Annotated in this window: 11 protein-coding genes; 4 read left to right on the top strand and 7 right to left on the bottom strand. The window is 65.6% G+C overall.

What is annotated here, in order from left to right; genetic code table 11:
* Positions 1–146 precede the first annotated feature (146 nt).
* A complete protein-coding gene (gene rsmI, locus FRC96_RS13245) occupies positions 147–1,004 on the top strand; it encodes a 16S rRNA (cytidine(1402)-2'-O)-methyltransferase (RefSeq protein WP_230470227.1) in 858 nt (285 codons plus the stop codon).
* A gap of 97 nt (positions 1,005–1,101) precedes the next feature.
* On the opposite strand, the gene FRC96_RS13240 is transcribed toward rsmI, so the two are convergent.
* Positions 1,102–2,715: a hypothetical protein gene (locus tag FRC96_RS13240; protein WP_146974964.1), complete on the bottom strand. Its 1,614-nt coding sequence runs from the start codon at positions 2,713–2,715 to the stop codon at positions 1,102–1,104.
* A 499-nt stretch (positions 2,716–3,214) separates the two neighbouring features.
* Here FRC96_RS13240 and FRC96_RS13235 point away from each other — a divergent pair, with 499 nt between their 5' ends.
* Positions 3,215–3,799, top strand: coding sequence for a helix-turn-helix domain-containing protein (locus FRC96_RS13235; RefSeq protein WP_146974963.1), 585 nt, complete (start codon positions 3,215–3,217; stop codon positions 3,797–3,799).
* 90 nt (positions 3,800–3,889) lie between these two features.
* Here the strand turns inward: FRC96_RS13235 and FRC96_RS13230 are convergent, their stop codons facing one another.
* The 4 genes from FRC96_RS13230 to FRC96_RS13215 form a co-directional block, all read right to left on the bottom strand.
* On the bottom strand, positions 3,890–5,176 hold the full coding sequence (locus FRC96_RS13230) for a protoporphyrinogen/coproporphyrinogen oxidase (protein WP_146974961.1): 1,287 nt from the start codon (positions 5,174–5,176) through the stop codon (positions 3,890–3,892).
* A 32-nt stretch (positions 5,177–5,208) separates the two neighbouring features.
* Entirely contained in the window at positions 5,209–6,102 is an 894-nt protein-coding gene (locus tag FRC96_RS13225) for a hypothetical protein (protein ID WP_146974959.1), read from the bottom strand.
* 137 nt (positions 6,103–6,239) lie between these two features.
* Entirely contained in the window at positions 6,240–7,139 is a 900-nt protein-coding gene (locus tag FRC96_RS13220) for a hypothetical protein (RefSeq protein WP_146974957.1), read from the bottom strand.
* 9 nt (positions 7,140–7,148) lie between these two features.
* Positions 7,149–8,768 carry a serine/threonine-protein kinase gene (locus FRC96_RS13215; protein ID WP_146974956.1) on the bottom strand — a complete coding sequence of 540 codons (1,620 nt, stop codon included), beginning with the start codon at positions 8,766–8,768 and terminating at the stop codon, positions 7,149–7,151.
* A 256-nt stretch (positions 8,769–9,024) separates the two neighbouring features.
* Here FRC96_RS13215 and FRC96_RS13210 point away from each other — a divergent pair, with 256 nt between their 5' ends.
* Complete coding sequence (locus FRC96_RS13210; protein ID WP_146974954.1) at positions 9,025–9,324, top strand: hypothetical protein; 300 nt, start codon at positions 9,025–9,027, stop codon at positions 9,322–9,324.
* The gene (mutY, locus tag FRC96_RS13205; RefSeq protein ID WP_230470226.1) at positions 9,321–10,421 is read left to right on the top strand and encodes an A/G-specific adenine glycosylase; all 1,101 of its coding nucleotides are present in this window, start codon (positions 9,321–9,323) and stop codon (positions 10,419–10,421) included. Before FRC96_RS13210 ends, mutY begins: the two co-directional genes overlap by 4 nt.
* A gap of 8 nt (positions 10,422–10,429) precedes the next feature.
* Here mutY and cls read toward each other — a convergent pair whose 3' ends face one another.
* Positions 10,430–11,905, bottom strand: a complete 1,476-nt coding sequence (gene cls, locus FRC96_RS13200) for a cardiolipin synthase (protein ID WP_230470225.1) — start codon at positions 11,903–11,905, stop codon at positions 10,430–10,432.
* 95 nt (positions 11,906–12,000) lie between these two features.
* A complete protein-coding gene (locus FRC96_RS13195) occupies positions 12,001–14,067 on the bottom strand; it encodes a DEAD/DEAH box helicase (RefSeq protein ID WP_146974950.1) in 2,067 nt (688 codons plus the stop codon).
* Between the last annotated feature and the right edge of the window lie 2 nt (positions 14,068–14,069).

Here is a 14,069-nt window from a genome sequence, read left to right as displayed (position 1 = left end):
GGCTTGACCGCCGAGGTCATCCTTTGCCAGTGAAGAGGGCGGCTGTCACATCAAGTGGCGGCCGCCTTTTTTATGCAATGATAGCGACGTCCCTGCCGGCGACCGTGCAGAGTTCGACGAACAGACATGAACGCGGAGACGATGCCATGCTCCTGGTCTGCCCGACCCCGATTGGAAATCTCGATGACGTCAGCCCGCGCCAGCGCGAGGCGCTGGCCCAGGCCGACATCATTGCGTGCGAAGACACCCGCAACGCCGGCAAACTCCTGGAACGTCTCGGGGTGGCGCGTGTTGAGGGCAGGCCGAAGTTGTGGCGCTACGACGATCACACCGCCCAGTCCCAGGCCGAGCGTCTGGTCAAGGAGCTTGAGGCCGGCCGCCAGGTCGTGCTGATCAGCGACGCCGGCACCCCCACCATCTCGGATCCGGGCTACCGGCTGGTGCGCGCGGCCCGTCAGGCCGGCGTGGAGGTCATGGCGCTCCCCGGCCCGGTAGCCGCCACCGTGGCGCTGAGCGCTTCGGGGCTTGCCAGCGACCGCTTCTATTTTGAGGGGTTTTTGCCCCCCAAATCCGCGGCTCGTCAGGCACGCCACAGAGCCCTGGAGGGCCTCGGAGTCACGGTGATCTACTACGAGTCTCCCCGACGGCTGGAAGAGACCCTGAGCGATCTGGAGGCCGTCTGTGGCCCGGATCGTGAGATCTGTGTGGGCCGGGAGCTGACCAAACGTTTTGAGGAGTACTTCTGGGGCACGGTGGCCGAGGTGCGTGCGCAGGTGGCCTCGCAGCAGGAAGAGCTGCGCGGTGAGCTGGTGCTGGTGGTCGCTCCAGGGCAGGCCTCCGAAGTGAGCGCCGAGGAGGCCGAGGCCGACCGTCTTATCGGGGCGTTGCTCGATGAGGGGTTGAGCGCGCGCAGCATCAAAGAAGTGCTGGCAAAGGTCAGCGATCTTCCCCGCTCGGCGATCTACGCGCGCATCGCGGTGGTGGAGGGCCAGCGCGGGGCCTGAGCTGGCTGCACCTCTGCCTTCACAACGTGAAGCCCTGACTAGAAAAGCCCCCGGCGTCGACCGGGGGCTTTTTTGTGCGCGTCGTCTGGCGTGGTGATTAGAACTGCAGCGCGGCGGTCACGGCGAAGTGCCAGATGTTGTAGTTCTCGATGCGGAAGCGCGCCCCGGAGTTGTCGTAGCTGGGGTTGTAGGCCGGGTTGCGCTCGTAGCGCGCGTCGGGGCCGGTGAGCGCGACGGTGTTGTCGCCGCTCTGGGCGGAGTTGCGGCCGGTGCGCGCGTTGGTGATCAGGTGCGACTGGTGGTGGGTGATGCCGCCAACCGCCTTAAACTGGAAGTAGCGCGAGGGCTGCAGGTTCAGGCCCAGCTGCCCGGCGAAGGTCCCGTAGCTGCCGACGGTGGCGATGTCGCGGAAGGCGAACTCGGAGGAGTCGCCGCTCTCAATCGCCTCACGCACGTCGTAGACCGGAAGCGGGCGCGCGTTGGAGGGCTGCCGCACCACCCAGGCACAGGCCACGTCGTCGGGGTTAAGCAGGTTGCCGTCGCCATCGAACTCCGGGCGGACCGAGTCGATGGTGCGGTTGTTACATTCGTTGCCGTCGCTGGTCATGTGGTCGAAGAGCGCGGTGTAGTCGCGACCCTCGCTGGTGTAGCCAAAGCTAAAGCGCAGGTCGATGCCGTATCGCGCGCCGGTCTCGGCGTCTTCGTAGGGGATAAACTCCGTGCCCACGGTGAACATGCCGCTCATCGGCGGGTTAAGCAGCACCTGGCCCTGACTCTCGGCGTTGGGGTCGGTGCGCCCGTAGAGCGAGTTGGTGCTCGCCAGGGGCAGGTTGTACTTCAGGCCGAAGTAGGGCTCGATCCAGTCGAACTTCTTCGAGGAGTTCACCGACCAGGAGAGCACGTGCAGCCCGCGGCCGACCGCGCTGTTATCAAAGCGCTCCACCTCGGCCACCGGCATGGTGTAGTCCATGCCCAGGGCAAGCGTCGCTTTGGTCGGGTCGCGGTGGTCGTTCCAGGGAGCCCAGTGCAATCCGATGGTCGGGTCGGCCAGGCCACTTCGCGACCGGGCGGTGCTGTACTGGTTGCTCAGATCAAAGAAACGATAAAGCTGAAAGTCGTCCAGGCCCGCCGCAAACTCCGACGCGCTCTCGCCGGGCTGAAACACCGTCTCGGCGTGGCGACGGATGCGATCATCGCTGGGGTCCACCGAGGAGTTCGCCGCGTCGACGATGCGACGTCCAGAGGGATCGTCATCGGCATACTTGAGCGCGCGGCTCGACTCGAAGACGTACGGGAGGGTGGCGCGGAACTCGAGATCTTTATAGAGGCCGGCGCGCAGGGTGATGTCGAGCGTGCTGCGCGTCTGGCGGTAGAGCATCTCTTTGTTGTTGACCACCGTCGCTTCGCTGCAGCGGCCGGAGTCACGGACCAGGCGCGGGTTCTCGTCGACCGTGCTGCTGGAGCCGCCGGTGGGCACGCAGGCCGCCTCGCGGCTGATGCGCGCGGTCCCGTAGTCGAAACGGAAGGTCGGCTCGAGGTTGAAATCGAAGGGGTCGTGCGTCGCCGGGTCCCGGTCATCGAAGTTGTCGGCGGCGTCCATCAGGTCGGTGAACTCACCGGCGTAGGCCGAGGCCGGCATAAAGAGCGCGGCGGCCGCCAGGGTGGCGATCAGGGGGCTTGCGGTCAGTCGATTCAGTACACGCACCAACATAGGTTACTCCTCGATCCGACCAGGGCTGGCGTCGCTTGAGAGGGCCGGGGCCTCGACCGGACAACATAAGCGGTGAGGGCGAACGCACACCCGAAAATTTTGGGCGGATATTTGAACGCAAAAAATACAGCTTTGAGGCACCCTGCATTGCTATCAGTGAGGCGCAGGGGTGTCAAGAAGGGGGCAGGGGTGCCAGGCTCCTTGTGTAACATGACTTTACGTTAGGATTTGTTGACGGCCTGCCCGGTGCGATGCACTATTGAAGTATCTCTTTAAGTGTTTAGCGCGTTGAATTGCAGGTGTGGAAAACTTCCGCTGGGGTATGGCCAGAGGGCAGGCTAAACTGGTTAAAACCTTATCCAATACGGGTTGCAATCCCTGAGGAATGATGTATCAACGCAGCACAGCTCAAAGCGCGACAGATGGCGAGATGCCGCCGGTCGCGGCCGAGCTCAGAAGAATACGCAGGTTGTCGAGTCGTAACGCGTAAGGACGTCGTATGAAATCGCCCGGAATGATGCTTCGCGAAGCGCGCGAGGAGAAAGGGTTGGGGCTTAGTGATGTGGCCACCATGACCCGGATCCCGCGGCAGATGCTGGAACATCTGGAGAACGATCGCTTTGAGGAGTACGTCGCCGAGGTGTTTCTTCGGGGCCATCTTCGCAACTATTCGCGAGAGCTGGGGCTGGATGGCGAGCAGGTCATTCAGGTCTATGAGCGCTTCTCCGGGCGCAAACGTCAGTCCCTGACGATCCCCGAGGAGCGCCGTGCCACGCCGGAGCCCCGGGCCATCGCCCAGGCCGCGCGTCAGACCACGCCGGCTGTGGCCTCGGGAGCTGCCGTTGCGGCCTCCCCGGTGAGCTTCGATGTGCAGCGCTACTTTGAGACCCTGCGCCCCAGCCACATGGTGGCGGTGGTGCTCGTGCTCTTCGGGATCTTCGTGATGTTCAGCTTTCTGAGCACCAACCGCGCCACGGCGCACGATCCCACGGGGTTCCCGCAGGCCGACGAGTCCGCCTGGGAGCTGGAGCAGGATGTGGAGCAGACCCGCTGGCTGCTCGAGCAGCCCGGAGAGTCCCGCTAACGCGGACCACGCACCCACGCATACGACACAAAAAACCGACCTCATTGCGAGGTCGGTTTTTTTATGCGCTTGAGAGGAAGGTCTGTGCGCTCAGGCCTGGGCCAGCGTGTTGAAGCGCTGAGCCAGCGCGCGGGCTTCCACGATGTTGTCTTCGATCGAGCAGTACGTCCATCCGCCGTAGCGTCCCACCGAGTAGACCCCGGCCTGCTTCAAGATGGACGAGAGCTCCTCGAAGCTCGCGCGGGAGCGTGAGGTGATGTGCACGTAGGCCGGGTCGAGCACCACGCTGTGGTGTGAGACGAGCTCATGACCGTCGATGACGCCGGCTCGTTTCAGGTCGGCGAGCACGCGGGTCAGCGAGGCCTCGACATCGACCTCGGCGTCGGAGCTCAGGCCGATCTCGACGTAGAGGCTCATGCGGTCGGTGTTCATGATGTTGTCGTAGAAGCCCACCCGGTAGAAGGCCAGGTCGCGCTCCGGGTAGTAGATCCAGTGGACGCCCTCCGGGCCTTTTTTATCAAAGCCCAGGTTGAAGACGAGCACCTTGTTGGAGCTGAAGTCCTCGGGCTGGTGAGGTAGTCCGCTGATCTGCAGCAGGCGGTCAAAAGGAGCCGACGAGATCAGATGCTGGTAGCGCACCTGTGTGCCGCTCTGCAGCGTGGCCACCTTCTGGTTGAGGTCGATGCTTTTGACCCCGTCGCCCAGGCGCATGGCCTGGTGTGGGATGTCGCTGGCCAGCGCCTCCACATAACGGATGGCACCGTTGATGGGGTAGGTGAAGGTGGCGTTGTACGAGGCGTTATCGGGACGGCGCATGTTGCGCACGATGCTCTTGAGGTCGGCGTGGGGGAAGAAGCGCCCCATGGCGTCGCGATCGAGCTCTTCGAGGTCGCAGGCGTAGAGTTTTTCGTTGTAGGGGATCAAAAAGAGCTCGGAGATCGACTTTCCGAACTTCTCGTAGAGCATCCCTTTAAAGGAGGTGGTGTCGGCCTCGGCGCTTGCTTCGTCGCGAAAGAAGAGGTCGTAGAGCGCGTCGATGAACATCTCTTTTGGGAGCTGGTGGATGTTCTTCTGGAAGGGGAAGTCCACCTTGTGGCCAGCGATGTGGATCAGAGAGTTCTTCTCGACGGTGATGACCTCATCCGGATCCATGCGCTCACGCAGGTAAGCCTCAATGTCGGGGTGCTTGAAGTGGAAGAAGTGGCCGGAGTAGTCCCAGACAAAGCCATCCTGGCGCACGGTCTTGCACCAGCCGCCGATCTCCGGGTCGCGCTCGACGATGAGCACGTCGTCGCTCTCCAGAAAGTTGGCAAAGGCCAGCCCGGTCATGCCGGCGCCGACGATGAGAAAGGTCGTGTCGATGGTTTCAGCGTTCATGGCAGGTCGCTCATCGCGAGAGGGTTAAGACGTTAGCAGAAGATTCCGAGGGCGCGCGGCTCGCAGACGCCGGAGTTGCAGCACTGGGTGCCGCAGCCGCCGCAGGAGATGACCCGACGTTCGCCGCAGCTGTCGGTGATATCAAGGGTGCCGCACTCGCGCTGGTTTTGCGCGCAGAGCTCCTCGTCGCTCTGGGGCACACAGCAGAGGTTGGCGGTGGAGCAGGACTGGGCCTCGTCGGCGCAGCCGCCACAATCGACGCTGCGCTCGACGCCGCAGCGGTCGGTCATGGTGAGCTCGCCGCAGGCCTGCGCGTCGGGCTGTTCGGCGATGTGTTCGGCGCAGAGCTCCTCGTCGGAGGGGGAGGTGCAGACGCATTGCTCGTCGATGCAGGACTCGCCAGCGTCGCATGCCGGTGAGCAGACCTCTTCGGCCTGACAGAGCTGGGCCTGCTCGGGCTCGGACGCCGGGGGGCAGACCTCGTTGGCGCCGCACTCTCCGCAGAAGACACGGCGCTCGTTATCACAGCGGTCGACGCCTTCGGTGATGCCACACTGCGCGCTGTTGCGTGCGCAGAACTCTTCGCGGCTCTCGGGCTGGCAGATGCACACGCCGCTGATGCAGGTGTCATTGAGCAGGCACGTGCCGCAGGCGATGGAGCGCGTTTGGCCGCAGTCATCCAGAACCTCGTACTCGCCACACTCCAGCTCGTACTGCTCGCAGAGGGCCTGCTCACTCGGTGGCGAGCAGGTCGTGGCGTCTTCGCCGACATCTCCGGCATCGCCTCCATCGTTCTGCGTGTCGGCATCGAAGTCGACCGAGGAGGTGTCGACCGCAAAGATGCACGCGCTCGTCATGGTGGCGAACATGGCGAAAAACGCCAGGGAGAGGGCACAGGTGGCGGCGCGATTAAGGGGAGGGATCATGGCGGCAAGCATCCGGGCGTTGGCACTGTCGAGCCCCCTGAAAGGGCAGAGTATTCGAGAGCGATACTAGAGGTTGCTGCGTCATGCAAAGCTCACCTGCCACGTTCCTGGCAAGCGGGGGGCGCGCTTGCTTGCTATTAGAAGGTCCCGGAGAGCTGCGCGCCTCCAAAGCCGGGGGAGAGGGCCGGAGAGAGACGCAGCGCGCGCGTCTCAGCCGGGTCCGAGTCGGGGCTTTCGGTGAGGGTGAGGTAGATTCCCGCGCCAATGGCTGCGGCGCTCAAGGTGTAGAGGGTGGGCACGAGCCAGCGTGTGGTGCGCTGGTAGCCGTCCCAGGCGTCGCGGCGCTGGCGCAAGCGTCGGGCGTCATTGGGGTCGGTGGAGTTGGAGAGCGTATCAAGCTCATCCTGGCGTTGCAGCGCGACAATATGCAGGCCCAGTCCGGTGAGGGCGCCGGCGGTGCCGCCGCCGAGCAGCGCGAGTGCACGGGGAGGGGGAGCGTTCCAGCCAGCATCATCAGGGCAGTTGAGGGGGGCGGGGGGCGGCGGGATCTGGGCGTCGTACTGCGTGCGCAGCGCGGCCAGGCGCTGTTCAGACTCCGCGGGCAGCTCCAATGTGTCGAGTCGGTCGAGGTGGTAGCCGGCCAGGGCCAGGTCCTCGGCCTGTAGCGCTTCCTCGCCGAGCTGCAGGTGGCAGTCGCGCTCGACGGTGCGGACGTCGGCGATGTCTTCGGGGAGCGCTTTCTCGCTCTGCAGGAAGCTGCGTGCCGGGGGAAGGGCGCTGTGGCAGTCGCCGGCGCGGTACCAGGCGATCATCTCGTTTTTGAGGAGCACCGGGTCGGGGAAGGCCCGGTAGGCGGCGCGAAAGGTGATCGCGCCGGTCTCGAAGTTGCCGTCGAGCACGGCGGTGGTGGCCTCGTCGCTGAGTTGGAGCATGCGCTGATACTCCGGGGACTCTTCATCCTGCGCCAGGGCCTGGGCGCTGCATAAGGTGAGCAGCGTCAGGGCCGCCAGGGCGATCAGAGGTCGGCGTACAGACAAGAGAACTCCTCAGAGGCCCAGGCGCGCCGGGCGGCGCGGGGCGTCATCATCGGTCGGGTCGTCGTAGAGGCGCACGGGCGCGTCATCGCCGGACTTCTCAGCCTCGTCGGCGCTGCGAGAGGGGCGCGTGCGCGCGGGTTTCGAGGCCGCCTGGCGCCGCTGGGTGGCCGGTCGGGTGGGCGGCGGTGGCGGAGGGTAATCATCAAGTCCGGGGGCGGGGGCGAGCTCCTCGGTGGGTTGCTCCAGACCATCGACGGGCTCCACGCTAACCTCGCGCGGGGCGGGTTCTTCAACGGCCAGCCCTGTCGTTTCGTCCGGCGCTTCCAGGGCGGCCCCGGTGTTGGCGAGGTCCTCGGAGGGGGCGGCCAACGCTTCATCGGGCTCCCCGGCGCTCTGGGACGAGACCCACCAGAGCAGCGCGGCGAACATCAGGATGAAGAGGGTGCCAAGCATCATCACCAGGCCGCGGCGCGAGTTGGACTCGGCGATGCGATCGACTGAAGGGGAGCGCCACGGCTTGTCGTCTGGCGGTCCCATCATGGTGGGGATGGTGGGGGCCTCGTCGCTGCGAGGGGGAAGTCCCGGGGACTGCGGAGTCGAGGGAGGTCGTGTCGGGGGGAGGTCCAGCGGGATGTCCAGCGAGATGTCGGACGCGTCCAGGGCCGGCGACTCTCCGGTGTCCAGGTTGAGCAGGGTGGGGTCGATCGCGCGCGCCGCGCCCTCTACGGCAGGCGCGGCGGCCAGCGGTGCGTCGAGCGCCTCGGCCGGGATGGTGGTGAGCTGGTCGATGACGGCTTTGCCGTTGGGGGGGCGCGCGGCCGGATCTTTGGCCAGCAGGCTCATCACCGCCGAGCGTAGTGCGTCGGGGATGCCGGCACGGCGCATCGGTGGCGGAGCCTGCTGGATGTGCATCATCAAGATGTCGAGCGGGGTGTCCGCAAAGAAGGGCAGGCGGTTCTCAATAAGCTCGTAGGCGATGATGCCCATCGAGTAGAGGTCGGTGGCCGGGGTGAGCGTGCGCGAAGACTGCGCCTGCTCCGGACTCATATAAGGCGGCGTGCCGAAGAGTTCGCCGGCGCGGGTGAGACGATCGGCTTCAAAGTCGTCGTCATCCTCGCTCTCACCGGTCATGATCTGGGCGATGCCGAAGTCCAGGACTTTGACCGCCTCGCTGCCATCGGTTTGCCTGGCGAGCATGATGTTTTCGGGCTTGAGATCGCGGTGCAGGATGCCGTGGTGATGGGCGTGATCGAGGGCCGAGGCGATCTGACGCAGGATCGTCACCACCGTGCGCAGGGGCATGCGCTGGTTGACGAGCTCGTCGAGGGGGGTGCCGTCGATGTACTCCACCACGGTGTAAAACGCGTTGAGGTCGGCCGAGTAACCGAAGTCGTAGAGCGTGATGCAGTTGGGGTGGTTCAGCCGGCCGATGGCGCGGGCCTCCACCTCAAAGCGGGCCTGAACATTCTTTTGATGCGCGAAGTTCGGGTGCAGCAGTTTGACGGCGACCGGGCGGTCGACCATCAGCTGGGTGCCGCGGTAGACGGCTCCCATGCCGCCGTGACCGATCTGCTCGTCGAGGCGGTATTTGTTTTCAATGACCGTCCCGATGCGGGCGCCTGCTGACATGCTTGAACCGATGAGTGCGAAGAGTCGAGGTTCACGGCTTCGAGGTGAGAGGTGTTCGCGTCGCACACAACCCGGGGGGGCGGGAGAGGATGAAGCCCGCAGGTTTTCGGGGGTGAACGTTGAACATACCGTAACAAAGCGGCAAGGGGTGCGCAATCGACCCCGGGCCCTGCGTCGGGGGCTTTTCAGGGCAAGATGACGCTGTTAGGACAGAGGTCTCGGTGGCGTTGCCACCTGTGATGGTCAAGGTGCAGAGGTGAGCGTGAAGAAGTGGATGCTGGCGGCGGTGATGCTCGTGATGGTCGGCTGTGGTGCCGAGGCGACCGATCGGCCCGAGGATTGCCGTCAGGGGGAGTATTTTGATGAGGCGCGAGAGCTCTGCATGAGCTGTCCGGCAGTTCAGGAGCCGCAGTGCCGCGAGGGCTGCGGTCTGGAGATCTTTGAGGATCAGCGCGGCTGTCCGCTGGCCCGCTGCGAGTCGGGATGTGAGGGCTGCGCCGACGATGAGGTCTTCGAGGCGTCGACCAACCAGTGTGTGGCGCCGGAGCCGGCGTGAGCGAGGTGCTCGCGACCAGCGGTTGGGAGGCGCGAAAGGGGGCGTTTCAGCAGGCGCTCTTGCGCTGGTTCTGGCGGGAGCGGCGAGATCTGCCCTGGCGCGGGGTGGGCGATCCCTATGCGACCTGGGTCTCCGAGATCATGTTGCAGCAGACCCAGGTGGTCACGGTCATCGACTATTTTCAGCGGTGGATGGCGAGGTTTCCCGACGTGGCGTCGCTGGCGGCGGCCCGCGAGGAGGAGGTGCTCGAGCAGTGGTCGGGGCTGGGGTATTACCGCCGTGCGCGTTTCCTGCACCGGGCGGCGAAGGTGATCGTCGACGAGCATGGCGGGGAGCTGCCCTCGACGCTGGAAGGCTTGCGCGAGCTCCCGGGGATCGGGCCGTATACGGCCGGGGCGATCGCGTCGATCGCATATGGGATCGCGGCGCCTATCGTCGACGGCAATGTGATTCGCGTGTTTTCTCGCCTATTTGCCATCAGCGGCGATCCGCGAAGCAGCGCCAATCAGAAGACCTTCTGGGCGCTCGCTGAAGCGCTGGTCGACCCCCGTAAGCCGGGCGATTTTAACGAGGCCTTGATGGAGCTGGGTGCCCGGGTGTGCACGCCGCGCTCGCCAGCGTGTCTGCTCTGCCCGGTGCGGGAGTACTGTGCGGGGTTTGCCAGCGGCGAGCCCGAGGCGCTCCCGGAAGTGGCGCGTCGTAGCGCGGTCAAGCCGATGCGGGCGCTGACGGTGGTGGTCTACCGTCAGCGCGCAGGCAAGCGAGAGGTGCTTGTGGGGCCGCGAGAGGCCGGAGGGCTCCTGGCCGGGCTGCTGGAGTTTCCGACGGTGGAGCGCGAGGGCAAGCGCTGGCCCAGGCTCGACGAGGTCGCGCAGATCGTGGGGATTGAGGAGCTCGGAGAGGAAGTTGGCGAGATCACCCACGTCTTCTCGCATCGCCGGCTGCAGACCCGAATTTACGCCGCCGAGATCGATGCTTCGGTGCACATCGCCGGGGATCGCTGGCGCTGGGTGCCCGAAAGGGAGCTTGGCCAGGCGGCGATCTCGGCGCTGACGCGCAAGATCTACGAGCGCTGGACGCAGCCTGAGCCGGTCTGATTCGAGGTTTAGAGGTAGGGGGAGAGCAGCGCGGCGGCGCCGTCGCGCAGGCGTTGCCAGCGGGGGCGCGTCTCCCAGTCCTCGCGGCTTAATCGTGTGGAGTCCTCGATGCGATCCTGGAATAGCTGATCCAGATGACCGCCCAGGGTGGGATCCCAACATTCCAGGTTGAACTCAAAGTTCAGGCGAAGGCTTCGCGGGTCGATGTTGGCCGAGCCCAGGGTGAACCAGGTGCGGTCGACGACCATGAGTTTGGAGTGATGAAAAGGCGGCGGGCTAAAGTAGATGTTGCAGCCCCAGTCCAGGAGGCTGCGCAGGTGGGCCATTGAGGCCCACTGCACGTAGATGAGGTTGTTGACCGAGGGGAGCAGGATGTCGACCTGCACGCCGCGCAGCGCGGCCAGGTTGAGGGCAGTGATCAGGGAGTCGTCCGGGATAAAGTAGGGGGTCATGATGCGCACGCGGTGGCGGGCGGAGGCGATGGCCCCGACGATGGTCCAGCGCAGGCGATCGAGATCTTCGTCGGGCCCATCGGAGATGCCCCGCGCGACGACCTCACCCGCGGGCTTGAGCTCGGGGAAAAACGCCGGCCCCTCCAGTCGCTCCCCCGTGGTGAACTCCCAGTCTTCGGAGAAGACCTCTTGAAGTTGAGCGACGACGGGGCCTTCGATCTGAAAGTGCAGATCGTGGACGGGAAATTTTGGGAGGGTGTCGAGGCGATGCGCGTCGCGGATGTTGAGCCCGCCGGTAAAGCCGAGGGTGCCGTCGACGACCATGATCTTGCGGTGGTTGCGCAGGTTCACCGTCATGATATGCGGCGGAAGGATCGACGGGAGAAAGCGCGCCGAGGGGATGCGGGCGCGTTTAAGGCGTTGATGAATCGAGGGAAATGAGTAGCGCAGCCCGGCGGCGTCGATGAGCACGCGGACCTCAACGCCACGCTTATGAGCGCGTTCCAGGGCGTCAACAAAGGTGCGGCCGATCTCATCGTTGTCGAAGATGTAGGTGACCAGGGTAACCGAAGCCCGCGCCTCATTGATGGCTTTGAGCATTGCCGGGTAGGCGTCGTCGCCATCGAAGAGGGGGAGGAGTTTGTTGCCGGCGACCAGAGGGCGGCGCACCACGCGATCGACCAGGGCGCGCAGGGGGATGAGGTGTTCGACGTCGTGATGAAGGCGCTCTCGGAGCTCGGCGTCGCTTAAGGTGAGCTCTTCGGTGGCGTGGCGGCGCTGGTGGTGTTCCATACGCAGCGATTCGGCGCGGCGCTGGATGCGGTTGACGCCCAGCATCAGGTAGGCGGCCGAGCCAAGCAGAGGGGCCAGCCACACCAGGGCCATCCAGGCGATGGTGGAGCCGGGTTCGCGGCGGGAGAGCAGGATGTGACTTGATGAGAGGAGCGCGGCGGCCAACGCGAGGGTGGTGAGCGTCATCGGCAGGTAGGGGCCGATCGAGGCGTTGAGAAAGTCGGCGATGGTATCCAACACAGCGCGCCCTGAAGAGAAGTGAGGGAAAAACAATGAGTCCCGCGACGCGATCCACCCTACGCACCCGGGAGGGAGACGCCAATGGGCGTGGGCACCTAGTCCTCAGGCGGAAGCGGGAAGATAGGGCCTTCGATCCATTCGCATTGGGCCAGGTGAAGGGCGAAGTCGGCGGGGGCCAGCGCCTCGTCGAGCCAGGAGCGAAGCAGGTTGGAGGGGAGCCCGTCGTAGAAGGGGCCGATGTCGAGGCGTCGGGCCAGGCGCTCGCTCTCGCGCGCGATAAAGGCGCGGGCGTCGCGCTCGATGCGTTCGGCGTCGTCGAGGCCGTCTTTGAGCTCGGGATCGCGTTTGAGGATGTGGAAGAAGGCGTTTCCGGGGCGAGTGGCCAGGCCGCGCTCGCGCAGGATGCCATCGAGCAGGAGTCCCCAGCGGGTGCCCAGAAAGTGGCCGAGGCGCGCGCCTCTGGTCCAGCGCTCGACGCGTAGCTCGTGGTGGCCGATGCCCAGGAAGGCTGCCAGGTCGCGGGCCAGCTCAAATGCATAACGAGGCGCCTGGCGCGCAAAGAAGGCGCTGGGTGCCTCGCCCTGGGCGCTGTCGACGAAGACCTGATCCTGGGTGATGCGCACCACCTCGCGGCGGCGGCCGGCAAGGGAGAGGCCGAGCTCCTGACCGTCCCCCAGGGATTCGCGTTGTTTTCGGCTTAGCGCCACGCGCCCGAGAAGTTCGCCGGTGGTCTCGTCGAAGACCTCGATCTCGGGGGTATCGTCGATGTTGGCGTGCATCAGACCGTGCTCGTACATCTTCAGCGCGCGATCGCCGGCGGCAAAGCGCTGGCCATTGAGGGGGGTGAGGTAGCCGGCCTCACACATCGCCTGGAGAAGATCGAGAAGATCGTGTGGCGAGTAGGTCGATCGGATCGCCTCGGGCAGACGCTGGTGCAGAACCTCGGCGCCGATCCATTTATGACGGCTCTGAAAGAGCAACGAGATGGCCTGCTGCGCGAGCACCGAGGGGCGGAAGGGGACGGGATCTTCAAAGAGGCGTCCCTCGTCGGCACAGACCAGCAGGTGCTCCAGGCGCAAGGCCTCGAAGTCGTCGGAGGCCAGGCAGGTCACGTGGGCCACCGAGCCGCGGCGGTTGGCGCGCCCCACGCGTTGCACCAGCGCGCCGACGTTGGGAGGTGGTCCGACAAGCACCACGCGGTCGACGTCGCCGATGTCGATGCCCAGCTCCAGGGTCATCGTGGCCACGCAGATGGCCGCCGGCGCGTCGAGGAAGCGGCGCTCGGTGCGCAGGCGCACCGAGCGCGAGAGCGAGCCGTGGTGGGCGAAGATGCGACCGGCCAGGCGCGGGTGGGCCGAGAGGCAGGCCACCAGCGTCTCGACCTGAGCGCGCGCGTTGGCAAAGACGAGGATCTTGCGCGACTCCCCCGAGAGGAAGGTCTCGGCGATGTCGGTGGCCGCGTCGGCGAGCTCCGGCGTGTGCACCAGACGCGCGTCGAGGCCGCGGCCGGCGCTGCCCACAAGGATCAGCTCCGGATCGTGAAGGTAGCGCCGGGCGATCTCGTCGGCGTGAGGGAGCGTTGCCGACGCCGCGCAGCGCTGAGGTCGGGTATGGCAGATGCGCTCCAGGCGCTCCAGGAGCACGCGCAGCTGATCGCCGCGGGCGCTGCCGTCGAGGAGGTGAATCTCGTCGAGGAGAAGCGCTTCGACCGAGCGCAGAGAGGCGGGCCAGCGCGAGAGCATCGAGTCGAGGGACTCCGGGGTGGTGATCACCACCGGCGGGGCGTCGCGGGTGATGTTGAGGCTGTGATCGCCGGTGCGCACGCCGACCTTGAGTTTGCACTGGCGAAGGGGGGGCTCAATGCGTCGATGCAGGTCGTTGCAGAGGGCGCGGGTGGGGCTGATTACCAGCAGACGTGCCTGCCCGGTGGGGGCATCACGACGACTCAGAAGACGCTGCGCCAGGGGGGCCATTAAGGCTTCGGTTTTACCCGAGGCGGTGGGGGCACCCACCAGGGTGTCGCGTCCGGCAACCACCGGAGCGACGGCAAGGCGCTGGGCTTCGCGCAGGTTCCCAAAACGCGCGTAAAAGGCATGCCAGGTGTGGCGCAGCGCTTCGCGCGCGGCGCGAAGCTCGTCGAGCGTGTCGGCGGATGAGGTCATAA

Source organism: Lujinxingia vulgaris, assembly GCF_007997005.1.
Classification (GTDB): Bacteria; Myxococcota_A; Bradymonadia; order Bradymonadales; family Bradymonadaceae; genus Lujinxingia.
The sequence above is the reverse complement of the archived record's forward strand: the minus strand, read 5'-3'. Positions and strand labels throughout refer to the sequence as shown.

Excerpts from the sequence above, each read along its gene's own strand:
- FRC96_RS13195 (WP_146974950.1), bottom strand. The coding sequence starts at position 14,067 with ATGACCTCATCCGCCGACACGCTCGACGAGCTTCGCGCCGCGCGCGAA.
- FRC96_RS13240 (WP_146974964.1), bottom strand. The coding sequence starts at position 2,715 with ATGTTGGTGCGTGTACTGAATCGACTGACCGCAAGCCCCCTGATCGCC.
- FRC96_RS13225 (WP_146974959.1), bottom strand. The coding sequence starts at position 6,102 with ATGATCCCTCCCCTTAATCGCGCCGCCACCTGTGCCCTCTCCCTGGCG.
- rsmI (WP_230470227.1), top strand. The coding sequence starts at position 147 with ATGCTCCTGGTCTGCCCGACCCCGATTGGAAATCTCGATGACGTCAGC.
- FRC96_RS13215 (WP_146974956.1), bottom strand. The coding sequence starts at position 8,768 with ATGTCAGCAGGCGCCCGCATCGGGACGGTCATTGAAAACAAATACCGC.
- FRC96_RS13235 (WP_146974963.1), top strand. The coding sequence starts at position 3,215 with ATGAAATCGCCCGGAATGATGCTTCGCGAAGCGCGCGAGGAGAAAGGG.
- FRC96_RS13230 (WP_146974961.1), bottom strand. The coding sequence starts at position 5,176 with ATGAACGCTGAAACCATCGACACGACCTTTCTCATCGTCGGCGCCGGC.